The 25,601-nt window shown below is 71.3% G+C and carries 18 protein-coding genes and 1 pseudogene; 12 read left to right on the top strand and 7 right to left on the bottom strand.

The genetic code is table 11. The features are described from left to right. Positions 1-30: 30 nt before the first annotated feature. Positions 31-591, bottom strand: a complete 561-nt coding sequence (locus tag ACWGIS_RS08355; RefSeq protein WP_453361600.1) for a hypothetical protein — start codon at positions 589-591, stop codon at positions 31-33. A gap of 33 nt (positions 592-624) precedes the next feature. Between ACWGIS_RS08355 and ACWGIS_RS08350 the strand changes: the two are divergent. Then, a pseudogene (locus ACWGIS_RS08350) lies at positions 625-984 on the top strand (transposase); the annotation flags it as partial. A 10-nt stretch (positions 985-994) separates the two neighbouring features. Here the strand turns inward: ACWGIS_RS08350 and ACWGIS_RS08345 are convergent. Beyond that, positions 995-1,645, bottom strand: a complete 651-nt coding sequence (locus tag ACWGIS_RS08345) for a hypothetical protein (protein ID WP_453361599.1) — start codon at positions 1,643-1,645, stop codon at positions 995-997. Positions 1,646-1,796: 151 nt separating this feature from the next. After that, positions 1,797-2,960, bottom strand: coding sequence for an alpha/beta hydrolase family protein (locus ACWGIS_RS08340; RefSeq protein WP_453361598.1), 1,164 nt, complete (start codon positions 2,958-2,960; stop codon positions 1,797-1,799). A gap of 200 nt (positions 2,961-3,160) precedes the next feature. On the opposite strand from ACWGIS_RS08340, the gene ACWGIS_RS08335 reads away from it, so the two are divergent. The 3 genes from ACWGIS_RS08335 to ACWGIS_RS08325 all read left to right on the top strand — a co-directional run bounded on the left by ACWGIS_RS08335 (position 3,161) and on the right by ACWGIS_RS08325 (position 5,639). Next, complete coding sequence (locus ACWGIS_RS08335; protein WP_453361597.1) at positions 3,161-3,796, top strand: GNAT family N-acetyltransferase; 636 nt, start codon at positions 3,161-3,163, stop codon at positions 3,794-3,796. 35 nt (positions 3,797-3,831) lie between these two features. Then, on the top strand, positions 3,832-4,680 hold the full coding sequence (locus ACWGIS_RS08330) for a PaaX family transcriptional regulator C-terminal domain-containing protein (RefSeq protein WP_453361608.1): 849 nt from the start codon (positions 3,832-3,834) through the stop codon (positions 4,678-4,680). Positions 4,681-4,958: 278 nt separating this feature from the next. Beyond that, a complete protein-coding gene (locus ACWGIS_RS08325; protein WP_453361596.1) occupies positions 4,959-5,639 on the top strand; it encodes an adenosylcobinamide amidohydrolase in 681 nt (226 codons plus the stop codon). 131 nt (positions 5,640-5,770) lie between these two features. On the opposite strand, the gene ACWGIS_RS08320 is transcribed toward ACWGIS_RS08325, so the two are convergent. Beyond that, entirely contained in the window at positions 5,771-6,052 is a 282-nt protein-coding gene (locus tag ACWGIS_RS08320; protein WP_453361595.1) for a hypothetical protein, read from the bottom strand. Between the two features lie 1,393 nt (positions 6,053-7,445). Here ACWGIS_RS08320 and ACWGIS_RS08315 point away from each other — a divergent pair. The 3 genes from ACWGIS_RS08315 to ACWGIS_RS08305 all read left to right on the top strand — a co-directional run bounded on the left by ACWGIS_RS08315 (position 7,446) and on the right by ACWGIS_RS08305 (position 10,705). Then, positions 7,446-7,895, top strand: a complete 450-nt coding sequence (locus ACWGIS_RS08315) for a hypothetical protein (protein ID WP_453361594.1) — start codon at positions 7,446-7,448, stop codon at positions 7,893-7,895. 431 nt (positions 7,896-8,326) lie between these two features. Further along, entirely contained in the window at positions 8,327-8,935 is a 609-nt protein-coding gene (locus tag ACWGIS_RS08310) for a hypothetical protein (protein WP_453361593.1), read from the top strand. 573 nt (positions 8,936-9,508) lie between these two features. Further along, positions 9,509-10,705, top strand: a complete 1,197-nt coding sequence (locus ACWGIS_RS08305; RefSeq protein WP_453361592.1) for a DUF2235 domain-containing protein — start codon at positions 9,509-9,511, stop codon at positions 10,703-10,705. A 504-nt stretch (positions 10,706-11,209) separates the two neighbouring features. On the opposite strand, the gene ACWGIS_RS08300 is transcribed toward ACWGIS_RS08305, so the two are convergent. The 3 genes from ACWGIS_RS08300 to ACWGIS_RS08290 form a co-directional block, all read right to left on the bottom strand. Next, positions 11,210-11,974, bottom strand: a complete 765-nt coding sequence (locus tag ACWGIS_RS08300) for a peptidoglycan-binding protein (RefSeq protein ID WP_453361591.1) — start codon at positions 11,972-11,974, stop codon at positions 11,210-11,212. A 71-nt stretch (positions 11,975-12,045) separates the two neighbouring features. After that, entirely contained in the window at positions 12,046-12,924 is an 879-nt protein-coding gene (locus tag ACWGIS_RS08295; RefSeq protein ID WP_453361590.1) for a peptidoglycan-binding protein, read from the bottom strand. Then, positions 12,843-13,646, bottom strand: a complete 804-nt coding sequence (locus tag ACWGIS_RS08290) for an AfsR/SARP family transcriptional regulator (RefSeq protein ID WP_453361589.1) — start codon at positions 13,644-13,646, stop codon at positions 12,843-12,845. Before ACWGIS_RS08290 ends, ACWGIS_RS08295 begins: the two co-directional genes overlap by 82 nt. A gap of 317 nt (positions 13,647-13,963) precedes the next feature. Between ACWGIS_RS08290 and ACWGIS_RS08285 the strand changes: the two genes are divergently transcribed. The 5 genes from ACWGIS_RS08285 to ACWGIS_RS08265 all read left to right on the top strand — a co-directional run bounded on the left by ACWGIS_RS08285 (position 13,964) and on the right by ACWGIS_RS08265 (position 25,534). Then, positions 13,964-14,449: a hypothetical protein gene (locus tag ACWGIS_RS08285; protein WP_453361588.1), complete on the top strand. Its 486-nt coding sequence runs from the start codon at positions 13,964-13,966 to the stop codon at positions 14,447-14,449. Between the two features lie 150 nt (positions 14,450-14,599). Then, positions 14,600-16,537 (top strand): DUF6603 domain-containing protein, encoded by a 1,938-nt coding sequence (locus ACWGIS_RS08280; protein WP_453361587.1) that lies wholly within the window; start codon positions 14,600-14,602, stop codon positions 16,535-16,537. Positions 16,538-16,542: 5 nt separating this feature from the next. Beyond that, the gene (locus tag ACWGIS_RS08275) at positions 16,543-19,362 is read left to right on the top strand and encodes a hypothetical protein (RefSeq protein ID WP_453361586.1); all 2,820 of its coding nucleotides are present in this window, start codon (positions 16,543-16,545) and stop codon (positions 19,360-19,362) included. Then, entirely contained in the window at positions 19,359-23,837 is a 4,479-nt protein-coding gene (locus ACWGIS_RS08270) for a hypothetical protein (protein WP_453361585.1), read from the top strand. Before ACWGIS_RS08275 ends, ACWGIS_RS08270 begins: the two co-directional genes overlap by 4 nt. Beyond that, complete coding sequence (locus ACWGIS_RS08265; protein WP_453361584.1) at positions 23,834-25,534, top strand: hypothetical protein; 1,701 nt, start codon at positions 23,834-23,836, stop codon at positions 25,532-25,534. Before ACWGIS_RS08270 ends, ACWGIS_RS08265 begins: the two co-directional genes overlap by 4 nt. The last annotated feature ends 67 nt before the right edge of the window (positions 25,535-25,601 follow it).

The raw sequence follows: 25,601 nt of genomic DNA, 5'->3' as shown, positions 1-25,601 counted from the left end.
AGCCAAACCGGCCAGCCCCGGGGGCAGTTGTCAAGCAGGGCCCTCATCCCAGCGGCGCGGACTGCGGACGGCCCGGGCCCACTGGGCCTCGAACTCTTCTGGGCCGATCACGAACGGCACCCACGCGGGGTCGTAGCGGTCCACCAACGGCGGGTTGAAGGGCCAGTCCTGCGGAGTGCTCTTGAAGGCTGTTCCGTCCTCGGCCAGCTCGACCTGGCGGAGCCGACGACCGTCGGGGCCGACCTCCATCAGGTAGACCATCGGGTCGTCGTCCTCGTCCCACCGGCGGCTCAGGTACAGCAGGTGCCGGCCGGCCAGGACTCCGAAGCCCGGCGTGCCACGCTGAGTCTCTCGTTCGGCTCGCGCTTCGGCCAAGCCGGGTGGTGTGGCCGCTGCGTCGACGTCGGCCTCGTCAAGACCCCACGTCTTGGCCTGCGCGCGGGTGGCCTCGCTGTGTACGACTTCCACGCCGGCGAAGGTCTCCAGCACCTCCTGTTCGGACCGGGCGTGGACCCACCACCAGATGCCGCCCATACCGTAGTCGTGCAGGACCAGAAAACGTGTCTTCGATGCAGCGTCAGAAGGGGCCACCCGCACACCCTAAAGCGCCGAACAATTGATCTTGTGGCGGGTCGAAGCGAATCGACGGACGCGGCGCGGGAGCGGACACCGCCCCTGTTGCCGCAGGTGGACACAGCGCGGCCGTCCGTGGCGCGACCACCGTCAGGTGGTCAATGACGTGCTGTCGCGTCTGCGGCCCCGGGCTCCATGGCGTGACCTGCCTGAGCGATACGGGGTCCCGGGCAGACGCCGTACAAGCGGTTCCGCCGACGGGAATCAGACGGCACCTGGGCCCGCCTGCTCGAACACATCCAGGTCAACGACGAGGCGGTGGGCCACCTGGAGTGGACCGTCTTGGTCGACTCCGTTCGGCGCGTAACGGACGTCGCCCGCGAACAACGCCCAGCCGGTGAGCGCCACGGGAAGTTCGGGGTCAGCCGCCACCCGAGCCGGCCGAGGCCGAACCGCCAGAGACCCAGTTGGAGTTGGGCTGCGGCCGATCGCGCGTGCTGCGCTCGGTGCGCAGCTCCACCACGACCTCAGCCGGGCCGAGCAGGGCCGTCAGCGCGTCGGCGAGCCGCTGCGGGTCGCCGCCGAACGGGAGTGTGAGCCGCTCCCGGACGCCCCGCAGGACGAGTTCCAGCCCGAGGGTGGAGACGGCCGGCTTGCAGTCCCCCTGGTACGGCTCCACCACCGTGTGCGTCAGCCGCACCTCGCTCAGGGCCTTGACGGGCAGCCAGTCGTCCGGCCCGGCGGCCCGGACCAACCGCAAAGACGCGGGCACCCCGGCCGGCGCGAACTCCACCCGCAGGACGTCCCGGGCCCGGGAAAAGACCAGCGCCAGCCAGCCGATCAGGAACTCCAGCCCGGCGATCACCCCCACCACCACGAACACGGTCGAGGCCCGCGCCCCGGCCAGCACCATCCAGAAGGCGACGAGCAGGGTCGGCACGCCCAGAGCGAGCGGAGTGAACAGCGCCGGCCACGCCGAGGCCAGCACGTTCCACGCCCGCCCGGCCGGGCCGACGCGCAGGACCAGATCCGTCGAGTCGGAGCCTTGCCTCAGCAAGGGATCGGTGGCCATGCCTCCAGCGTAGGACCACTCCGCAAGAGCGCCTCGCCCATGCCCGGCCCATGGGGCACGGCTTCTGACGGACCGTAGCCCACAACCCGGCGGGCGCGGCGGGCTCCCAGGGCTCAAACCACGGCTGACGGCCACCACACGGCGGCCGCCATCAGCCGGCTCCATCTGAGTCTGCGGCGAGGAGCTCGGCACCCATGTCGTCACCGCAGACATCCGCGACACGTGGCGCAGGCGCAGTCCCGAAGTCGGCGGCCACTCGCGCCGGTTCGCCCTGGCGGTCTCCGACGAACGCGCCGTGCCGGGTTCCGCCTCGCGATCCATGCCGTCCCTCGGCATTCCCGCCGGGACCGGCTTCCTTGAGGAAGTGCCGCTGGTCGTTGAGGAATCCGTCCGCGAAGAGCGAGCGCGGGGCGAACACGGCGGTGAGCGTCAACATGAGGTCCGACCGTTCGACGGACCGCTTCACCAGGGAATGGGTCGCGTCCGGGTAGTGCCTGACCGTCAGTGCGCCGCCCGCGTCCAGCACCTTCCAGTAAACGCGTTCCGTCTCGGCGGTGTCCACGTTGACGTCGTGGCCCGCCAGCGTCAGCAGCACCGGCACGCCGTGCAGGGCCCGCAGATCCCGGGTGGCGTCCGCGGTGTGGTTCCTCGTGACGAAGCGCCACCGGCGGGCCGTCATCCCGTCCGCGTCGCCGCGCATCGCACGGAGGTACTCCTCGAACGTCGCATGCCGCCGAAGCAGGCGGCGAATAATGTCGCTGCGGGCGATCTCGGCCTTGGTGCGGGAGGCGGACGCACCGTCGGCCCGCAGTTCGGCGAGCAGGTTGTAGCGGCCCTGTCGAAGCCAGTTGATCGCGGGCGAGACCGCGATGACGAAACGCACCGACGTCCTGGCGGCAACCTTCGGCAGGACCCAGCCGGCCTGGCTGGCGCCCCAAAGCCCGATCCGGTCACCGTCGATGTCCGGCCGGGTGCGCGCCCAGGCGATGGCGGCGGCGGTCTCGTCGGCGCGATCGTCCATGGACTGGTCGAGCCAGTCGCCGGGCGCGCCCGCGACGCCGGGCTTGTCCCAGGACAGGGAGGCGTACCCGGCTTGGGCGTTCGCTTCCCACAAAGGGCGGTAGCCGCCCTCGTGCGTGGCGTCGAGAGGTCCGTCGCCGTGGACGTACACGACCAGGCCGTGGCGTGCGCGGCCGTCGCGGGGAGTGCTCAGCACGCCGTTGAGGGTGTGGTCGCCGTGGCGGATGGAGACCCGGCGTTCGTCCATTGCGTAGGAGTTCTGCCACAGCGCCACGCCGGTGAGGCCGGCTGCCACGACCAGGATTGTGACGAGCGACCACACGGCCGCGCGGAGGCCGCGGCGACGCCGCGGCCCGGTCCCCGAAGTCATGACAGTGACCACCTCTAGTGGGTTCATGACCCCGAAAACTATCACTCGCTCCACGATCGTAGGCGTGGTGATAGTTTTGCACCGGAGTTTTGCACTGGGGTCGTGAAGCGAGCGAGGAGAGCGGCATGGAAACGGATGCAGCGGGCGGCGATGCGGGAGCGGTGACGGTCCGGCGGAACATTCCGGCCGGCGCAAAACGGCGCGCGGCCGAGCTGTACTGGGACGCCTTCGGCCGCAAGCTCGGACCCACGCTCGGCCCGGCGGACAAGGCGATACCCTTCCTCGCCGCCCACCTGAACGCCGATCGCGCGGTCTGCGCCCTCCTCGACGGACAGCTCGTCGGCCTCGCCGGCTACCAGCTCGGCGGCCGTGGCCTCACCGGCGGGTCGGCCGCCGCCGTGCTGCGCGCGTATGGACACGTGCGGGGGATTCACCGGCTGCTGCTCCTCGCCCTGTTCGAGCGTCGACCCGCCCCCGGGCAACTCGTCATGGACGGCATCGCCGTGGACACGCGGACCCGCGGACGCGGGGTCGGCACCCTGCTCCTGGAGGAAGTCGCCGCCGTCGCGGCCGAGCAGAACTGCCGCGAGATCAGACTGGACGTCATCGACACCAACCCACGGGCCAGAGCGCTGTATGAACGGCGCGGCTTCACGCCCGTGCGCACCGAGCACACGCCCTACCTGCGAAAGTTGATGGGGTTCGGCGCGGTGACCGCGATGCGTCGCGCTGCTGGGACGAGAGGAGCGGCACAACTGTGAGCGAGGAGACGGACCGCGTGGAGGTGCCCACGCGCATGCTCGTCCACGCGTTGATCCGCGAGGACGGCACGGTCGGCGCGGACGAGCTGTACACGGTCGCCGGCACCCTCGGCATGAGCGACCAGCAGGTCCGGCTCTGCGTGAAACGCCTCGTGGCCGAGGGCCGGTTCACCCACGAGGGCCGGGGCCGCAAGGCCGAGCTGCGGGCGACGGCGGACACCACGCGCGCCCTCTCCCCCAACGCGGACTTCCTGCGCCACGCGTTCCGGCAGGATGCCGGACTCGCGCCATGGGACGGTGTCTGGCACCTGGCCGCCTTCGCTGTGCCGGAGTCGGCGCGCACGGCTCGCGACTCGCTGCGCGAGACGCTCCTCCACCTCGGCGGCGCTCCCCTCCAGGGCGGGCTGTACGTGAGTGCCAACCACTGGGAGCCGTACGTCGAGGAGGCGGCCCACCGCCTCGGCGCCCACGACGCGCTCACCCTCCTCACCACGACGGACCTGCGCAGGGGGGACGTCCGCGAACCGGCCGAGCTCGCCCGCAGCCTGTGGCCCCTGCGGGACATCGCCGAGCGCTACCACCGTCTGAGCCGTGTCACCCACCCCCGCCTCGCCCGGCTCACCCATGGGGTCGGCCTCTCCCCCGCCGCGGTCCTGACGATCGCCGTCGAGCTGGCCGCCGAACTCACCCGTGCCATGGAGCGCGACCCGCTGTTGCCGCCCCAGCTCCTGCCCCGCTCCTGGCCCGGCACCCAGGCCCGCGAGCTGGTGGCCAGGTGCTGGGCGGAGTTGGGGAGACGCGAAGGCGACGAGGCCCGCCCCGTCCTCTTCCGCCACTACGCCGACATCGCCCGGGAGGCAGTGGAGCGCACCGCGGGCCTGTAATGCCCCGGTTAACCCCGGCGCACGGGAACCAGGGCCTGCCTGACCATTCCCGACGTCGCCCATAGGGCGGCTCGGCGTCGGGTGCGTGCTCTGGGGGTCCTCCTGATCGGAGGCTGGGGGGAGTGCCGGGCGTAAAGCCTCGTACTGGACGTGCTTGCGGCGGGTCCGAAGAGAGGATCGCAGCGCGCAGATCCGCGGGCCTGCCGAGGCCCGGGCCTCCAGCTCCGGGTCCGCCGCGTAGGATCGACCGGTTCCCGCCCCGCAAGGAGTACTGCCCGGTGACCACCGTCGTCCCGCCCTCCTGCACCACCACCAATCTGCTGGCGGTGGAGCACCTCACGCGCGCCGAGGACGGCGAGCGCTTGCACGCCCTGCTGTGGCGCGCGGGAGCCGACTGGCGGATGATCGCCAGCTCCGTGCTCGGCGGAGGCATCGGGGAACGGTCCTGGGTCCTCAACGCCCAGGTCGCGCACGGCTACCGACGCGTCGACCCGGACCGGCACCTCGCCGGCCTGGCCCGTGACGCCGGAGCGGACGGGCCGGGCGTGGGGCTGATGACGGCCGCGGACGTCCGGGCGTGCGGGCGTGCCCGGGACAGCGGGGTGGACGCCCTCGCCACCGTGGGGCTCGGGGTGCGGGGGTGGGCCGCTTCCCCGCAGGACGGCAGCGCGGCGCCCGCCGCGCCCGGCACGATCAACATCGTCGTCGCGCTGCCCGTGGCACTGAGCGACGCGGCCCTCGTCAACGCCGTGGCCACCGCCACCGAGGCCAAGGTGCAGGCTCTGCTCGACGCCGGTCACGACTGCTCGGGCACCCCCACCGATGCCGTCTGCGTCGCTGCCCGGGTCCCAGGTCCCGCCTCCGAGGTCCACGGCTTCGCCGGCCCTCGTTCGACCTGGGGCGCCCGCCTGGCACGCGCCGTACACCAGGCCGTGCTCGCCGGCGCCTCCCGTTCCTGACACACGTTCCCCGCGGCTGCCCTCCGCCCGTGCGCGGTTTCCCGCATGGTGCGGGCTGCTCGCACAGGCGCACTCGGAGCTGCTCGTGGAGGGCGGCGAAGTGGAACTCGACGGAGCGGACGCTTTGCGGGTCAGTGCCAGTAGGCGGGCGAAGACGATCCGGAGCCGTTCCAGGACATGATCAGCAGAACGATCAAGATCGCCAATGGGACGGCAACGAGCAGGGCGCACCCGATGGCACCGGGCAAATTCTTCCTGCGGAGGCGTTGATCGAGCAGCTTGGCTCCGGGGGTGTCGTTCCGCCAGTGCGGCTGGAGCTCCGCGGTACCGTCGGCGATCGCCCCGGCCACCCGGGCGACGTCCGCGGGGTGGTACGTGCGCCACTTCCTCTCGCCCCAAGTGGAGTGCGACACATGGAGGTTGTTGCGGACTTCCATTGGCGTTCGCGGCGGCGTACAGGCAGGTCGGCCGGGCTCGGGCCAGCCGACGTGTCCCGGTCCGGCTGCTGTCACAGGCGCACCTGCTCTCGGCTCGCAAGCAGCCTCTCCCCGCTCCAGCCGGACAGGCAACACCTCCTTCTCCTGACCGGCTTGGCCCCGGCTTGGCTCCTCGTGCTGCCGACATCGACTGGGCGTCCAGGAGTAGCCACCAGTGGGTCATCGAGCGCGGGACCCACGTGGGCGGGTGTCCCCGCGATCGCAAAGCCAGGCACGAAGAGGGAGGCCAATGCCTGCCATAGCGCCGTGCGTGGTTGGTTCAGCTGGTTGCGGCGTCAAGCGTGGTGCGATCTTGAGTCCCGTACAGGCCAACGACCGCGACGGTCTTGCCGGGATTGGCCTCTGCGGCGACGAGCGTGCCGTCGGCGTGGGGGATGCCTCGACGAAGACCGACTCAAGCGTCTCGCCGGCTGGGCGGTCGGCTCCAGTCAGCCCGGCCGGCCCCGGTACGACCGCCCTCACCGGCCCCGCTGAACGGCGGCGCGCTTGCCCGCCGCCTGCATCCCCTGTGCAGGGTGGGGATGCAGTAAAGGGCGAGACGAGAGACGGCGGAGGAGAGATCGTGGACAGCACTGCACAGGCCGGTGATCCCCGATGGCGAAGTGGGCGCCCCGGCACGACGGCGGACGGCCCTCGGGGAGGCCCTGTTCTCACACATGGACGGAACCGGCGCCGCTGAGTGCAGGTCGGCTGATCCCGGACATGCCCGGCTCGTCCGTCCGGTGCCCGCGCCTGGCCCGGCGTCGCGGCGAGGAACACCGGCGGTGCTCTCTTCCTCGCCGGTTGCCCCAGGGCTTGTCCCACCCATCCACTCACACGGACAACCGACGGCGAGCGTGAACCACCGGTCAGCCCCTGGGCGAAGTGGCCGCTTCTCCGGCGGCTGTTGACCGCACCCCCCGGCCCGGATGCCGATTCGGGCCGCTCCGCCGGAGCCGGACCACTGCACGATGATTTGGTATCCCGCCGCGATCAACTCGCTTTCCCCGCCTCCTTCGTAGCCGGTTCAACGAACAGTGTGGACGCCGAGCTGCGGCCAGGTGCACAAGTTGGTCAGCTCCAATCCTTGGCGGGCGCTCCGAGGTGCAACGCACATACCGCAGTGAGACTCTGGTTATGAGGGCCCTCTCTTGGCGGTCCGGCTCGTTAGGCTTGGAGCCGCGAAACAGGCTGTTGAAACCAAGTCATCCGCAGGCCCCTTCGAGGCGTGCAACGGCGGGATCTGCACCCGACACCGATGTGGGATCGCTCCATCACGGGCGGGCGCGGCGGCCGGCAATCTCCGCTTGCTGGTAGGACGGTGGGAAGAATGGCTGCATTGATGATGCGCCGGACGGCGGTGGCGCTCGCCTCCTGCGCCGTCGCCGCAGGAGGCATGATGGCACCGACGGGGGTTGGTGATGCCGCTGCGCGAGGGTGCTACGTGGATGCCTATCCACCTGGTGGCGGCACCAACATCGGCGGATCTCCGAACAGGTACCAGTGGAGCAACTCTCCTTACATCGGCGCGCGATACAACCGGTGCAACGGGTACGTCTATGTCATCTACGGCGGGTACCGCGCCACGCACTACAACGTCCGCTGGGCCGCGCCGGGTGGTCCCTGGGAGCAGAGCGAGCTGTCCGCAAGCAAGGGATTGTGGAAGTGGCCTGCCCGCCACGGCGACTACAACCTCATGATCCAGGCGTGCAACCGCGGGACTTTCTCAGGTTCGAAGTGCACCGCCTGGTCTCCGCAGCTCTACCTCAACACTCGGTGAGAACTGAGAACTCCTGTTGGCTTCAGGCGTCACACGCGGACGAACGCGCGGGCGGGCGCTGAGGTCGCTGTTTCGACGACCCGGACGCCTGCCGCATGGCGCGCGGTGTCGGTCCTGTTCGGCGGGATCTGCACCGTTCCACGCCCGCGGCGTTCGCGCGCGGGTTCATCCACGGTCCCGTCGTGCGACTCCATCGCGTGCAGCTCGGTTCCTGACCGACAAGCCGTCCGGGGCGCCACGGCGCTCAGCTGTAATTGCGGACTTGGCGGTCTCGCAGACAGCCGAGTCGGGCGGCGGCGTCGCACGGTGAGGCGTGAAGCACTGTCACTCAGCCGAGTGTGATGATCTCTCGACATAAGCGGACGATTCAACGATAGCGATCTCGTGAATGTGGAGGTGTGACTATGTTCAGGCGACTTATGGCCTCGGCGATGGCGATTGCCGCCGGAATCGGCGGCGGCTTGATCGCGCCGTCTGCCGCAAGCGCCCAGGATCAAGGGCCCAACACCTGCAGAGAGGGATATGTCTGGCGGCTCGCGCGTGCCAGCGATCTCGTGTGCGTGACACCGCAGACACGTATCAACACCGCCAACGACAATGCTCTGGCCCCCGGCCGGACCCTCGCGAACGGCTACTGCGAGCAGGGCTATGTCTGGCGTGAGGCGTGGGGATCCGACGACCTCACCTGCGTGACCCCGCAGACCCGCGCGCGAGCGCGGTACGACAACCGTCAGGCCGACGACCGGCGGCTGGCGGTGCGGCTGTGGATCAATTCGGCGGACGGCAAGCTCAAAGTCAGCGGCAACCACTTCAACGTGAACGGCCCGGTCCGCATCGTGTTCTCCGGCGCGGTCAACAAGTCCTGGAAGGTCACGGCCACCAGGCACGCCGGGCACCCCGGCGGGAGCTTCGGCTTCGTCCCAGGCTTCACCGAACGGTGCGCACCCGGAAACCCGAACTCGCATGTCTACGCGGTCGATCTGACGTCGGGTCGCAGAACGGTCAGCGTCCCATTCGTCTACTGCGTCAGGATCGACTGAAGCCCGTTCGGGTGCACGGTACCTGCCGCGCCTCAGATCTGATCCGTTCCGCTACCGGGAATGAATCATGAGTGATTTCTGATCCTGGACGTCGGTGTTTCAACTTTCCCGTCACTGGGAGCACTTTCACCTAACAGCAGCCCTCAGTTGCGTGATATTGGGGCGGTGTACTGATGAACCGCTTTGCTCTTGCTCCGGCGAGTTACTGCCCCGAACGCATCTCTCGGTCTGGCTGCGGCTGTGAGCCGCGGTAGGAGGCTGAGGCGCCGCCAAGCCAGAGCAGCGCCAGGGTGTCGTCGGCGTTCGTCGCGGAAGCATGCCCAGCGCTCCTCCAGCTGCGCCCCGAACCTGTTCCTTCTCAGATGCCATGGTGGCGGTTCACTGCTGCCGCTTCGGCAGCGCGGCCTCGGCTTCGCAGCTGCGAGAAATAGGCCGGGCGCCTGACTTCGCCCGACAGGCAGTCCGACATCGAGGAAAGGGGACGCGCGGCTCACGGATGGCGCGGCCCGACGGGTGGTGGAAATATGGAGGTGGTGTATACGCCGCTCCACGCTCTCGCGAGGAGGGATGGTCATGGCCAAGCGTCTGGTCGTCTGCTGTGACGGCACATGGAACTACGCCGACCAGCCAAGCAAGACGAATGTTGCCAAGGTCGCTTTGTCCGTGCGCCAGGGGTCCGCTGCCGGGAAGGACCAGCGGGTCTACTATCACGGCGGCGTCGGTACCGAGCGGTGGGAGCGGCTGCGAGGCGGGGCCTTCGGCGTGGGACTCTCGCGGAATGTCGCCGAGGCCTACCGGTTCCTCGTCGAGACGTACGAGCCCGATGACGACTTGTTCCTCTTCGGCTTCAGTCGGGGGGCGTTCACGGCCCGCAGCCTTGCGGGACTGGTGCGCAACTGCGGCATCCTGCGGCGCGAACACGCCGACCGCGCGCAGGCGGCGTGGTCCCTCTACCGTGACCGCAACGAGCATCCGAGCGGCGCGGCATCCACGTTGTTCCGCCGTTCGTACGCCCGCGAGACGGGGATCCGCTTCATCGGGGTGTGGGACACCGTGGGCGCGCTGGGCATACCTATGCCGAATGCCGCTGCGCTGCAGTGGGCGGTGAACGGGTTCAACCATCGCTGGGCATTCCACGACACCGAGCTGAGCAGCTGGGTCAAGGGGGCCTTTCACGCAATGGCCATCGACGAGAAGCGTTCGGCGTTCCGGCCGGCGCTGTGGCACCAGCAGCCCGAGGCCGCCCGTCACGGGCAGGAGTTGAAGCAGGTCTGGTTCGCCGGGGTGCACTGTGATGTCGGTGGTGGGTACATGGAGGCTGGGCTGTCCGACATCGCCTTGTTGTGGATGATGCACCAGGCCCGGCGCTACGGGCTGGAGTTCGACGACGAGCAGCTCAGGGCGGCGAGGTCGCAGGAGATGAGTCCGCAGAACGGTGTGGGCTTCCGGGTGGAGCCGGACGGTTCGGGCCAGCTACACGAGTCGCGTACGCGCATGTACCGGCTGGCCAAGGCCTACCACCGGCCGCTGGGCAGCGCGATGAACGACAGGTACGAGCCGGACGGGAACGAGTTCCTGGCCGTCCCGGCCAAGGAACGCTACGAGCGCGACGCCGGATACCGGCCGCCGGAGCTCAGGCGGTATCTCACTGACCAGAATGACCAAGAAGAGGCCCGGCTGGAGACAGTCCCGCTGTCGGACCTCGCGGCCGGCCTGCCGACGATGCCGCCGGCCGCGTCCGCGCCGGCGGCCGGCCACGTCGGCCGGTGAGGCGCGCAGTCCCAGAAAACTACATGGCCCAACAAAGCCTCTGCACCTGCCGGTGGGTGATCAGGCAGACGGCAAGTCCGAGGTAGGCGTCGTGGATGTCGTCGCGGCGTTCCCAGCGGATCCGTAAGCGGCGGAAGCCACGCAACCACGAGATCGTCCGGTCAACGACCCAGCGGAAGGTGCCCAGTTCGGGTCCCGCGCAGCTGGCCACGCTCGGCGATCACCGGGCGCTACCCGGGCTGCCGCAAGAGCCGTCGGTAGTTGTCGTGCCGTTAGCCGCGGTCCGCGAAGAACATGTCGGGCCGCCTGCGCGGCCGGCCGACGACTCCCGCAACCGGCGGGATTTTACCTGGCACGAGCGGGAGTTGGGTGACGTCGTTGCGGCTTCCGCCGGCAGAGACACCGCGAGCGGGGTGTCTCTGGCCGTCGGTGATGATGTGGTGCTGCTGCCCGGGCGCGCGGTCGACCGGGCTGGGTCCGCTTTGGGCCCGTTGTTGAAGCTAGTCAGTCCCCATCCACCAGGAATCCCTTGGCGTGCAGAGCTTCCACCATCGCGGCATGCGTGTCCTGTCCCCACTGCCCGTCCGCCGCCAGCCCTTGATCCTGCTGGAAGGCGCTCACCGCAGCCTGGGTGCGCGGGCCGTCGATGCCGTCGATGGGGCCAGGGTCGTAGCCGAGCGCGGTCAGGGCTTCCTGGATACCGCGGACGTTTGCCAGATGGAAGGCCCTGGGGCGGCCGGCGCCGCCGGGCGTCGGCGGTGAGCCGTCCTGCGGGAAGGTCACCGAGGCCACCGTGTCCGTGCCGGTGATGCCCAGGAAGAACTCGTGGAGGTCGACCCCCTGGTACTGGCCGGCCGGCGCGCCGCCGATGATCTCGACGAGGGCCCAGTGGAGGTGGGTTGTGGTCGGGCCGCTGCGGCAGACGGTGCCCAGCGGATCGCCTCTGGCGACCGAGGAGCCGGCGGTGATCGCGGGCGGTACATCGGCGATGTGGGTGTAGTAGACGCCCAGCATGTCGTTGGGGGCCCGCATGAAGAGCTGGGCGCCATACACCCTGGGTGTATCGGCGGCCGGGTCGTGCGGGTTGTACCGGGTGACGTGCGCGTCGAAGGCCGCGCGGACCAGGGTGCCTTCGGCGGCGCCGAAGTCCATGCCGTACTGCTCGTACCAGTGCGGTGGCTGGTGACCGCCGACGTTAGGTCCGCCGAGGTCGGTGGCGCCGGTTCCCGGCTGGAACGGGCCGGACATGTCGAGGGTGAACGCGGTCATGATGCCCTACTCTCCGTCTGTTCGCCGGAAGATCTGTCCCTTCTCCCATCTCTTCGCTGTCGGCGCTCAGGTCAGGCGCCAGACACGATGAAGCCGTGTGCGGAAAGCTGGGAGGCGAGCGCGGACAGGGTGTCGGGGTCGTCGAACGCCCCGTTTCCGTCCAGGCCGTTGGCCGTCTGGAACTCCTTGACCTTGCCCTGGGTGAGCGGGCCGTTAACGCCGTCCTGGGTCAGCGGTGTGAGGTGCAGGGCGAGAAGGGCTCCCTGGACGCCGAACACGTCCGACAGGTCCAGCACAATCTGCTCCAGCGGCAAGCCTTGGGATTCCGCGTCGAGGGCGAGCAGGAAGTGCGCCCGGTCCAGTTTGTTGCGGATCCTGATCGTGCCGACGTCCGGGGTGAAGTGGCATTCGTCCGCCGCGCCCGCCCAGTTCCGCATTTTCACGTGCCCCTGGAACTTCGGGAATCTGAACTTCGGACCCATCGCCCAGCACATGCTCAGTGCGGCGAGTTGGGCGTTGGCCGGCCAGGAGTCGAAGTCACCGAAGCCGTCACGGCCGATGAGCACTCCCGCCATCTCGTCGAGCTTGTCGAACACATGTCGGTCGATTTCGTCGTCGTCCACATGCAGGCGGGTCAGGGGCGGTCGGAAGCTGTTGTGGCCGAAGGGAGCCAGTTCGAGGTGGGACTTCACGGTGTCCCAATCCTGGGCGACCTCTTCGGCTGCCGCCTCCGTGTCCACGTCGTTGACGAGCCAACGAAGTCTGTTCGCGGCGGCCAGTGAATCGGCCCGCTCCTGGGCGGTGGGCGCGGAATTGTCCCGTGCCGTCTCGTCGATCTTGTTTCCTATGCCGGTGCTCACATAGCCTTTCACGTCCAGGTACATGAAGTTGACGCGTCCTTCCAGCGGGTCGTTGAAGGTGATCCAGTAGTCGCGGACGCTCTGGTGCATGGTGCTGCCTTCCTTCTTCCGGCTCCGGCTCGCTCGGGCAGCATCCGGGCGAACCGGGGCGAGGGTGCGACGCCGAGTTCCTCCTCCAACAGGCGGCGGAACTTGTCGTAATGGCGCACCGCCTCGCCGACGTTGCCCTCCGCGAGGTGGGCTGACACGACCGCCCGGTGCGCGCTCTCCCGCAGCGGTTCCGCCCGCACGCTGGCCCAGCCCGCCTCGATCGCGAGGGCCGGTCTGCCCTGCCTTGTCAGGGCCTCGGCCAGCTCGTCGAGCGCGTGCAGGCGCAGCTGCCGCAGATGCTCACGCTCCAGCAGTACCCAGTCCTCGTCCCAGCCGGGCAGCAGGTCCTCGACGGTCAGCAAGTCCAGCGACGAGAGGGCGTACGGCGCAGGGTCGTTGCCCTGTACGACACCGAGCGCTGTCCGGGTGAGGGCGTGGACGTCCACCCGCAGGGCGGGGGTGACCCGCAGGACGTCGCCGCAACAGCTGACCAGCGGCGGTTCGGCGCGAGGCAGCTTCCACAGAGTGGTGCGCAGGCTGCCCCTGGCGTGGCCTTCGGTGACGTCGGGCCACAACGTGCCGGCGAGGACCGTACGGCACACCTTCCCCCGCAGTCCCATGAAGGCCAGGAGCCGCTGGGCGTTGCCCGAGAGGTCGACATGCTCGGTGCCCAGTTCCAGGCGGAATTGGCCGAGAAGCCTCAGCCGAAGACAGGACGCCACATTGATCGCCTCGCGCGCACAGTTTCGCGTGGGCGCGCCTCGCGCGGACCTCTGCCGCATCGAGGGCGCACGGTCGCGTCCACCGTCTCGACCGCGACCCTGGGAACGTCGCACGGATCGACGACGCGTACCGCTTTCTCATTTTCAGACTCCTGCTCACCCCCTGCAACCGGGCCCGGAGGGACTGTCATTGACGACGGGGTGACGCCGCGCTGACGTCGCGCTGACGCCGCGTCCGTAGCGTCGGACGCGGCGCAGGAGAGGCGAGTGCGGGGGATGACCAGCAGCCGGGCCCCAGGACCGAGCAGGAGGACGCCATGACAGCGACGGCGACCATCGAGGAGTTCATCTGCGTGCGGCCGGCGACGTCGACCGACTTCGACCTCGGGGCGGTGATCAACACTTTGCTTGCCCCGGTCTACGAGTTGCCGGGTGCCCAGCTCATCGACCGGCTCACCGGGAACGTCGACATCGGCCGGCTCATCAGTGACGCCGCGAACGAGGCACCGGACGACCTGTATGCCACGACCACCGACTCGCCCGGTATGGACAACAGGGTGTGGCCGCCGGGCGACCCGTTCGAGGCCGCTGCGGGAGCGCGGATCCCCGTCGGACTCGCCTTGCCCGTGGAGGGCGCCACCACGGTCTTCCTGTGGGAGAAGGACAGCAGCCCCTTTGCCAACGACGACAGGCTGGGCTCCGTCACCATCGACGAGAGTGAGCAGGGACAGGGCGACCTGTCGAAGATCGCTTTCTCCGAGGAGGAGAAGTCCTGCTACTACGTCTCCTACCACGTGGACTGAGGGGAGCGGTCCCATGCCGTGCGGGACCGGGGGTACTGCGGCGAGTACCACGCGGTGTTCCGTGACGGAGATCCGGAGAAGGGCGCCTTCCCCAGCAGTGTTCCCCCTGGACGGCCTGCGGGCCGGACGGTTCTGACCGTGAGGTGAGTGATGGGCGGCATCTTCGGACTCGATCTGGAACGGCTGGCCGACGACCGGCTCCCGGCGACGGTGGAGATCGACTCCCCGCTGCCCCCGGTGCGGCTGCGGGGCAGGCTGGAGCGCCAGCAGTTCCGCTCGTTCTCGGGCGTGCTGAGCGCGACCGTGCCCGCCACGACGGTGACCGCCTTCGGGCAGCTGGATCTGGCGGCGCCGGGCGGTCCGGCGTTCGTCGCGCTGCTCGGGGCCACCTTTCCCGAGCCGGGCATCCAGCTGGGCCTCGGCTTCGCACTGAGCGGCGTCGGCGGTGTCGTGGGCGTCAACAAGGCGGTGAACCGGGACGCCCTGATCGCCGCCATCGCCGACGGCACCGCCGGGGAACTGCTGTTTCCACCCGACCCGGTGGCGGCGGCGAAACGGGTCGTCCCCCGGCTGCCGGCCCTGTTCCCGACCGTGCCGGGGCGCACCGTCGTCGGGCCGATGTTCGAGATCTCGTGGGGCGGCCGCATGGTCTCCCTGTCGGCGGCCGTCGTGGCCGAGGTCCCCGACCCGGTACGGCTGTCCCTGCTCGGCATCCTGCGGGTCGCGGTGCCGGATCCGGAGGTGCCGCTGATCCAGCTCAAGGCCACCTTCGCCGGACAGTACGACAGCGCAGAGCCCAGCGCGTTCCTGATGGCGAGCCTGAGCGGTTCGCACATGGCCGGGGTGCCGCTCGACGGGGACGTGCTGATGCTGAGCCGGGGCGGACCCGATCCGACATTCGTGCTCAGCGCGGGCGGTTTCCACCCGGCCTTCGCGGTCCCGCGGGGTGTGCCGGCGCTGCGCCGGCTGTCGATGAACCTCTCCCCGGTGCCGTGGATCCAATTGCGCTGCCAGGCGTACTTCGCGGTCACCACCAACACCCTGCAGTTCGGTGCCCAGCTCTCTTTGGTCGCGGAGATCGCCGGCTGCGGGCTGCGCGGCCAGTTCGGGCTCGACGTCCTGGTCCACCGTGAGCCGAGCCTGTCGTTCAGCGCGCGGATGCGGGGCTCGCTGTCGGTGGAGGTGTTCGGCGAGTCCCTGGTGGGCGTCGCCTTCGACCTCACCCTGGAAGGGCCCGCCCCCTGGCACGCGGTCGGGCGCGGCAGCATCGACCTGTTCCTGTTCAGCGCCTCCTTCGACTTCGACGAACGCTGGGGCAACCCGCCTCCCGCCCTGCCGGCCCCGCCCGCGGACCTGCGGCGCAGGCTGGAAGAGGCCTTCGCCCGCCCGGAGGCGTGGAGCGCGCTGCCCCCTGTGGGCGGCGACCGGATTCCGGTGCTGCTGTCCCCCGCCGCCAACCGGCAGATCGGCGAGGGGCGCCGCGTCCACCCGCATGGCGGCGTCGTCGCACAGCAGCGCGTCCTGCCCTTCGGGGTGGACATCGAGCGCCTGGGACCCTCGCTCGTCGAACCGGCCGAGCAGTGGGACATCGCCTCGGCCTCGCTGGGCGGCGAGGAGGCCGACGCGGGAGCGACCACGGACAACTTCGCCCTCGGCCAGTTCCGCAGGCTCACCGACGACGAGCAGTTGGCCGCGCCCGCGTACGACAGGTACCGGTCGGGTGTCCGCTTCGTCGCCGACACCTGTGAGCCGGACGAGGACGCGTTCATCACGGCCTCGCTCGACTGGGAGACGAAGGTCGTGCCCGACCCGAACCCGACGCGGGTGCTCGACCTTCTGAGGTTCCTGGGGCTGGAGGCGCTCGTACGTGCCGAGAGGATCGCGGCCGGCGTCTCCCTGCGGGACCCGATCTGGTGGCCGGCCGAGGTGAGACTGCTCGTGTCCCACGAGCCGCCCGTCGTGGCCGCGTCGACCTGGTCGATGACCGCGGCCTCCCTGCCGGCCTCGCCGTCGGCGACGAACGGGGAGCTGCGCCTGCTGTACGCCGGTCTGGCCGGGGTGCGGCCGGTCGAGGCCTGGGAGGTGTGACCCCGATGTCCGAGGACCTGCAGTTCGCCCCGTACCTGCAGAGCCCTGTCGGCGGAGCGATCCGCAGCACGGCACCCAACGGGCCCGCGCTGTTGGATCCGGGGCTGACCCTGATCGGGCCGGGCGGTGAGATCCCGGTCAGGCCGCCCGGTGATGCGCTGCGGATGCTCGGCCCCGAGGCCGTCATCGGTATCGACGCCGGGCACGTCCTGCGGGTCGATCCGCCGGCCGGTATCCAGGACGCCGAGCCGAACTACCTGGCCTGCGTGGAGTTCGACGCGCCCCAACTGCCGTGGCTGTTCACGCCCGCCCGGCCCGCCGAGGGCATGCTGCGGCCCTGGCTGGTGCTGGTCGCCATCGAGACCGCCGGGCACCCGCTGCGGGGCGGCGGGCCACTGCCCTTCGTGGACGTCGACGCCACGGCCCTGCCGCCGCTGGACCAGTCGTGGCAGTGGGCCCACGTCCAGCGCCCCGCGGGCCAGTCGGGTCCGCTGATCTCACGGCTGCTGTGCCCACTGCACCTGAGATCGGACACCGGCTACACGGCCTGTGTCGTGCCGGCCTTCCAGGGCGGGGTCGCCGCGGGACTGTCCGGCGGTCTCACCGAGGTCGACCAGCACGGCGACGCCTGGCGCCAGGACCAGGGCGGCGTCCGGCTGCCGGTCTACTACAGCTGGCAGTTCCGCACCGGCGCCCCGGGCGACTTCGAGGAACTGGCCGCCGCGATCGTCCCGTTGTCCGCCGAGGAACGCGGCCCGCTGTCCGGCCGGACCGTCGACATCACCCAACCGTGGCTGCACGGCCCCCCGCTGGCCTGTGCCGAGCAGCCGCCCGGCGCCCGGCAGACCATCACCGTGCAGGGCGTGCTCCAGCTCGTCGACTCTCCCGCCGAACAGGCCGCCACCGCCCTCGCCGACTTCGCCTTCCGCGTCGCCCGGCACATCAGCCGGGGCACCGAGGACGCCGTCGCCCCGCCGCTGTACGGCGGCCGTCCCGTGGTACGCGACGAGGTCGAGGACGGTGAGTCCGGGTGGCTGGCCGAGCTCAACCTGAATCCGGAGAATCGGATCGCGGCCTCCCTCGGCGCGGGCTGGGTGCGCGAGAACCAGGAGTGGCTGATGGCCCGGGCCTGGGACCACGTCGGTGACGTCCGGGAGGCCAACCGGCTCCGCAGCCGTGCCGCCTTCTGCACCGCGGTCGCCGACTCCCTCTACCGGCGCAGCGTGCAGACCCTCAGCCCCGGCGAGACACTCGGGCTCGCCGCTGCGGTGGGCGACCGAGTTCGCACCGGGAGCGAACTGCCGCTGCGGACCGAGGTCGTGGTCAGCCCGGCCCCGGACGAGCTGGTCACCCCGGCTCTGCGGCGGCTGCTGCGGCGCCGGGGGCCGGTCGCCCGTCGCGCCGGCCTCGACGGGGAGTCCTACGTCCGGCGCACGCTCAGCGGCGAGCTGTTGCCGCCGCTGCCGATGGCAATGTTGACCCGGCCGGTGGAGGCCGGGCAGCTGGCGGGGGAGGACACGGTCGAGCTCAACGCCAAGGTGGGCACGGCCCTGCGGGCGACCGCGGCGGCGCGGGGCGCCCGGACGCTCAGGCTGCTGTCGGCCATGGCGCCGTCGGCGTGGGCCAACGGCTTCGACACCCAGGCAGGTGCGCTCACCGCGCTCGTGGCGCGCCCGGCGGAGGGCAGGGCGCCCGCCGAGGGGACGACGGGGCCGGCCGACGCGCTGCGGATGTTCCAGGCGCTGTCCGCACGGGAGCTGTCCGAGCCGGCCGGCGACCTGTCTCCCGCGTTCGCCGAGCAGTCGCCGGACGCCGTGATGACGTTGGCGGAGCCCGGCACCGCCCTGGCGCCGGACGCGTCCATGGCCGACGATCCGGGGGCGCACATCCTGCAGTTCGGGGTGCCCATCGACGCGCAGGGGATGCGCGAGCGCCTCGCCCAGGCCTTCGACCCCGGTCCTCTGCTGGCGGCCCGGCTCGACAGCACCGTCACCATCCTGTCCGAGGAGGCGCTCGCCGTGCCCGCCGCGCCCGGCGATCCGGTCATGACCGCCCCGGACTTCCCCGCGCCCATGGCTCTGGCGCTCCAGGACACCGCCGGCGACTGGTTCCTCCCGGGCTCCGGGACGATCCCCGACGACCGGGCCGTGCTGCTCCAGGCCAACGCGCCGTTCATCGCCTCGTTCATGGTCGGCGTCAACGACGAGATGAACGGCGAGATGCGCTGGCGCGAATACCCCACCGACCTGCGCGGCAGCCCCTTCACGCACTTCTGGCCGCGCCCCGACGGCGAGCCTGACGTGCCGCCCGTGCACGCCTGGGACCCCGACGGCACGCTCAGCGCCCAGCTCACCCTGGGCGCGGGCGAGCTGGACGTGCTGCTCATCCGAGGCCGGCTCGTGCGCCGGTACCCCCAGTTGGTCGTGGCCGCCGTCCCCGCCCAGTCCGTGGGCGCGGCCGACCTCGGGCAGAGCACCTGGGAGCATCCGAAGATGGTGCTCACCCTGGACGAGCGGACCTGCGCGTACGCGTTCGTGCTGCGCGGGGACATCCACGACTGGTGGTTCGTACTCGCCGAGAACAGCTACCGGATGCGGTTCGGCTTCGACAACCCGGTGCATCCGGCGCCGCCGTACCGGCACTGGTCGGACCTGAGCTGGCAGGTCCCGGAGGGCAGATTCGCCGACCTTTCGGGGATGCCCGCCGTGCCGGAAAAGGAACCCCGGCCGGACCGGTGGAACGCCGCCACCGTGGCCATGGTGAGTCTGCAGCGGCCTTTCCGGGTTGTCATGTCGGCCCGCGAACTGATCGGAGATCCACGGTGACCGTCAACCTGGAACTGGCCAAGGCCCGCCGGGCCGTCGCCGACGCCCGGATCGCGCTCGACTGGTCCCGCGCCGGACTCGCCATGTACAACAAGCGCATCGAGTCCGGGGAGAGTGGCCTGGAGGCCGAACATCTCGCCCAGGGGCAGGAGGCGGCCACCAACCAGACCCGCTACCAAGCCGCCCGCGACACCTACCACGAGCTGGCCTGCGAGGAGCCGGAACTGTGGTCGGCCGACAGCCACTCCGACCCGCTGCTGCTCCTGCCGCTGCGTCTGGAGACGGTGTACCACAACACCGGGGAGGCGGCGTTGGAGCTGTGGGTCCGCGCCTACCCGGACGACATCCACGTCGACTCCCACGAGCCGGCCCTGACCCCGGCCGAACGTGTCGCGGCGGAGGCGTACTGGTGCGAAGTCTGGGCGGCCGGCCCCAACGAAGAGCGCCGCAGGGCGGCCTGGGCGCAACTCGTCGCCACGATCGGTCCCGGCCGCGCCGCATGGGCGGTGAAGGCGCTTCGGCCCGGCCTGCAGGATCCGCCACGGACCGAGACCCCGCCCGGCGCGAGCGCGCCCTCACCGGCTCCCTGGGCGGTGGAACCGCAGAGCCGCGACGGCTGCTGGACGCGGTCGGCGCACACGTACGCTCTGCCCGAGCGGCTGGTGTTCTCCGGCTACGAGACGGTCGGGGACGGACAGATCGGGCTGCTCTGGCGCCAGGAGGGCGCGCCCATCCCCGAGGTGCTCGACGTCGGCCTCGGCCCGGACAGCCCGGTGCCGCCCGGCTGGCTCAGCGACTTCGAGGAGGCCGTGCGGGTCGGCATGGGTGTCAAGGTGCCCATCGAGGGCGAGATGCGCTCCGACTTCAGCCTGGTCACCGTCGCCGGGGTGCGCGGCGGGACCTCGGAGCACACCGCTGAACTCATCGGCACCCTGCTGGACGCCCACCGCTGCACCGACGGCTTGGCGGTGCTGCCCACCGGCACACCGACGAACAACACCGCGTCCACCAGGTCGGCCTGGCGCACCCGGATGCCGCCGCCCAGCCCGGAGAAGGCCGACGAGCAGCGCGCCGCCCTGGCCGCACTCGGTGACCTGGCACCGGGCAGCCCTCAGGCCGCCGCCCGCGCCGCCCGGGCCCTTGGACCCGCCGCCGGGCGCGTGCTGGCCGAGACCGCCGACGGGCTCGACGTGGACGACCACGACCTGCTGCGCCGGCTGCACGCCGCGTTCGGTGCCATGGCCGCCGCATCCACGAACTGGATGAACTACGACTCCGACACCCAGGTCGACCTGACCTTCCTCGTCCAGCACTTCGTCGAGCACGTGCGCGGCCGCGGGACGCTGCCCACGCTGCGGATCGGACGGCAGCCCTACGGCATCCTGCCGGTCACCTCCCTCGACCTGTGGCACGGCACCGAGGTCGACCTGCGGATCCTGGAACACCTGCAGAGTTTCCGCACCTTCGCCGAGTCCCAGGGCTGGCGTTCGCCGACCGTCGGCAGCGGTGACGCCGACGAGGTGATCAACGACCTGCTGCACCGCCTGCCCGCCTCCCGGCGGCTGCGCTTCGTCCAACAGGAGCCGGTCACAGCGCCGTTCCAGCCCGCGCCGGACACGCCGACCGGCACGATCCCGTACAAGAGCGGCTTCGCCTGGCAGCAGCCGCCCGACCCGGCGTTCCTGCCGCAGCCGCTGGAGTTCACCCTTACCGCCGAGCCCCCTCCGGAGGTGCAGGAGCTGCTCCGGGCCCACCCGCTGCGCACACTCCTGGGCGCCCTGCAGGAGTTCGCCCACCTGCAGTCCCTCCAGCAGGAGGTGCCGCCCGAGGTCACCCAGCGGCTGTTCGACCTGGGCCCCGCCTTCGAGGGAACCCGCAGCGGCAAGCTCGGGCTCTGGTACCACCTCGGCATCATGGCCCTCCACCTGTACTACTTCCGGCTCGACCAGCGGCTGCAGTCCGGCGGCTCCGTGGACCCCGTCATCGACCTGACGGATGGCCAGGTGAAGGTTCCGCCCGGCACGGTCCCCGCGTTCTTCGACTGGGCGGCCACCGCCATCGACCAGTTCGCCGTGGCCGAGGAGATGGCCGACGGCGACCTGCCCCGGCTGGAGCTTTTGCTGTGCGAGGTGCTGGACACGCAAAGCCACCGCCTGGACGCCTGGATGACCTCCGTCGCCTCCGCCCGACTGAACCGGCTGCGCCGCGACCGCCCCGACGGCACCCACCTCGGGGCGTACGGCTGGGTCACCGACCTGCGTCCCGTGGACTTCGGCGCGGAGTCCGTGCCGACCGACCCGGAGGACGACGAGGACCCGGAGATCGTAGGAAACCCGGAAGACAACCCCCAGGTTCCGACCGACGACGAGACTCCGGCCGAGCCCGCCGAGGAAACGATCAAGGAGACTCACGACGGCTATCTCGTGGCTCCCTCCATGCACCACGCCACCACCGCCGCCGTGCTGCGCTCCGGGTGGCTCAGCCACACCGACGCAGAGGCCTTCCGCGTCGACCTCCGGGCGCGCCGGGTGCGCCAGGCCCTCGCCGTGGTGGACGGCGTCCGCTCCGGCCAGACCCTGGGCGCCCTGCTGGGCTACCGGCTGGAACGCGCCCTGCACGACGCCCACCTGGACGGACTGATCGCCCCCTTCCGCGCCGCCTATCCCACCCCGCACCTCGCCGAGCCTGACGCGCCGGGCGCGCAGGAGGCCCGTACCGCGACGGCCGCCCGCGACGTCGTCGACGGCCGGGCGCTGGTGGCCGACTACACGGCCCACGGCCGTCAGCTCCAGGACCTCGACTCGCTCACCGAGGTGCTCACCGACGAGAGCCGGCCGCTGCTGGACCGGGCCGGTCCGCTCGTGAACGACCTGGAGGCCACCGTGGACGCGGTCGGCGACCTGTTGCTCGCCGAAAGCGTGCACCAGCTCGTCGCGGGCCATCCGCTGCGGGCCGGTGTGGCCGCCGACGGCATCGCGCGCGGTGACACGCTGCCCGAGGAGTTCGAGGTCCTGCGCACCCCCCGCGCGGCCGTCGCGCTCACCCACCGGCTCGGTCTGCTGGCCCCCTCCGTCGGCACGAACGGCTGGACGGCCGCCCGGCCCCTCGCCGCGCTGGAACCCGCCCTGGAGCGCTGGTGCCAGACACGGCTCGGTGACGCCACCGGCTGGGCGTTCGCCTTCGGTGACCCGGCCGCGCCCGCCCAGGTATCCCTCGCCGATCTCGGGGTCTGCGCGCTGGACGTCGTCCTGGGCGCGGGGTTGTTCCAGGACGGCGCCGACCGCCAGCCCGACGCCGTGACCGGAGCCGAGAGCGTGCTGGCGCACCGGCTGCTGCGCCGTGTCCCGGCGGGAGCACGGGTCACCGACACCGGGGCCGCCCGGTTCGGCGAACTGCAGCTGCTGTGCCGGTCGCTGGCCGGTGTCCTGGCCAGCGCCCGGCCACTGCTCGTCACCGACCTCGACCCCGGCGCGGGCGACGACTGGTCGGCCGCCGACCTGCCGGAACTGGCAGCCCGCGTCACGGCCTGGCACCGGACGGTGACCCTCGCTCTCGCCGCACTGCGCGAGCAGGTGGCGGCGTTGCCGGGCACCGTCGACGAGGTCGTCCGGGTTTTGGAGACTCTCACCGACCTGGGGATGTCCGGCGCATGGCCGTCGGCCCGGGAGGGCGCCGATCGGGTGGAGTCGCTGCGCGAGCAGGCCCTCGCGGTGCTGAACCGCTTCGAGGCCGGGCTGCTTCCCTCCCTGCCGGGGCCGCCACCGCAGGATCCGTCGGCGGTGCTGGAGTGGGTGACCAGGCTGCGCGCGACGCTCACTTCGGTGCTCGGCTGGACCCTGCCCGTCCTGCCCGTCCTTCACCTGGGCGGCAGCGCCGCGGAGAGCGCGCTGACCGGGCCCGCCCCGCAGGAGGCCGACGAGGACACGGTCGCGGACTGGCTGCTGGAGATGGAACGCCTCCGGCCCCAGACACGGGCCTTCGGTGACGCGCTGACGGCCGCCGAGACGCTGGCCGGCACGGCCCCCTGCACCACCGTCGTGGCCCAGCTCCCCGCCGGGCAGCCCTGGATCGCCCGCGGCCGGGCGCCCGTGGCGTCGCGCAGTCATCCCTTCCCGCACCACTGCGCGGTGCTGCGCGCCGACGGTGCGCCCGACGCCGGGAGGACCGCCGGACTGCTCGTGGACTCCTGGACCGAGTCCGTGCCCGAGCCCGGCGTGGGCGAGCACCCGCCGGAGGAACTGGGCGGGCTCGCCTTCCACTACAACCAGCCCGACGCCCGCGCCCCGCAGGCTCTGCTCCTGGCGCTGCCGCCCGACCGCACACGCGGCTGGCGGATGGAGGACGTCCACGCCGTGGTCGAGGAGACCTTCGCGCTCACCCGGCTGCGCGGCATGGACCTCACCGACTTCTTCGAGCTGCGCGGCCTGCTGCCCATGCAGTGGACGATGCCGGCACACGGATGGGGACCGCTATGACCATGTTCCGGTATGAACCCGTCCCACGTGACACCGGCATGGACGAGGCACTCGCCGCCCGGACCGCCGACGCCGCCTGGTTCCTCGCCCGGCAGTACGCGTTCGGAGAGTTCCGGGGCGACGACGCCGCCTCCCCCGTCACGGTCTCCCTCGCCCAGGAGGCCCACCGGCTGGACGGCTGGCGCACCCGCGCCGACGCCGACTGGCAGCCCTACGAGCCGGACTCGATGGTCCTGGAGGCCCTCGTCGAACGAGAACCCGGCAACGGCCTCGACGCCCGGCTGGCGATGGCCGGCGCGATGCGCTGGCGGCGCGCGCTGACCGCCGCCGGACTCGTCGCCCTGCTGCCTGCCTTCGCCCGGGTCTGCCCCTTCGCCACCGACGGTCCGCTGGCCCCCACCGGCCTGTCCGCCGCCGTGCGCGACCGGCTCCCCGACCCGGTCGCCCTCGCACCCTGGCTGGCCCGGATCGCCGAACGCGACCAGACGGCCGCCAAGGAATTCGACGCGCCCGACACCGACGCCGCGCGCGATGCCTTGGCGAACGCGGCCGTCACCTGGCTGTCCTGGTGGCACGCGCACGTCCCGGACGCCACGCCGCCCCAGCCCGCGAAGCCGCCCGAGGCATGGAACCCCGCACGCCTGGAGTACGCCTTCGAGGCACGCGCCTCCAGCCTGCCCGGGCTCGTACTCAACGCCGGGGAATACCACGGCGGTCACCTCGACTGGTGGGCCGTGGACGCCACCCCGGACGCCCAACTGCCGGTCGACGCATCCGCGGTGACGCGCGAGCAGCGCACGATCGTCCCCACCCCGGCGGTGTACGGCGGCATGCCCGTGTCCCGGTTCTGGGAGATGGAGGACGCCCGCATCGACTTCGGCTCCGTCGACGCCTCCCCCGCCGACCTGGGCCGGCTGATGCTCATCGCCTTCGCCACGGTCTACGGCAACGACTGGTTCTGTGTGCCGCTGCCGCTCGTCGTCGGCTCCCTGAGCAGGGTCGTGGACTGCTCCGTCCACGACGTCTTCGGTGGCGAGACGACCCTCGGTCACGCCACCGCCCGCGACGACGCCGGCTGGAACCTCTTCGGACTGGGCGACCGCTCCAACGGCATCCCTCCGGCCGAGGGCATGGCGATGCCGCCCTCGCCCTGGATCTACCGGCCGGCGTCCCTGCCGGACGCTCTGGCCGGCCCCGCTGTCGAATCGGTCCTCCTGCTCCGTGACGAACAGGCCAACCTGGCCTGGGCCGTCGAGGAAACGGTCGCCGACCGCGCCGGGGAGCGGGTCGACCGCTACTCGCGCTGGATCGCCGCCACACCGCCCACCGCGCCGGCCCCGGGTGCCGCGGAGCCGCCTGCCGAGGCCGCCCCGCGCTACCTGCTGGCCACCGACGTACCCGCCCACTGGTACCCCTTGGTGCCGCAGACCCTCGCCGACGAGGAGTCCATCCGCTTCCGTCTGGCCCGTCTGGACCGCGACGACGCCTCGCTCGAGGCTCCGCTGGGCCGGCTCCTCGCCGAGACGGCCGGCCTCTACGAGGAGGAGGTGCCGCGCTCCGGCATCCGTGTCGAGCGCAATCGGCAGTTCACCCGGTGGCAGGACGGTTCGGCACACGCGTGGACCACCCGCCGCAAGGTGAGCGGGACCGGAGGCGGGTCGAGCGGGCTGCGGTTCGACGTGCTGAAGCAGGACTGACCTGGGACCGGCATGGGCCCCGCCGTGCGGGCGGGGCCCATGCCGGTCTCAGGTGTTCTCAGCTGTT

It is taken from the genome of Streptomyces sp. NPDC054842 (assembly GCF_053611025.1).
The sequence above is the reverse complement of the archived record's forward strand: the minus strand, read 5'-3'. Positions and strand labels throughout refer to the sequence as shown.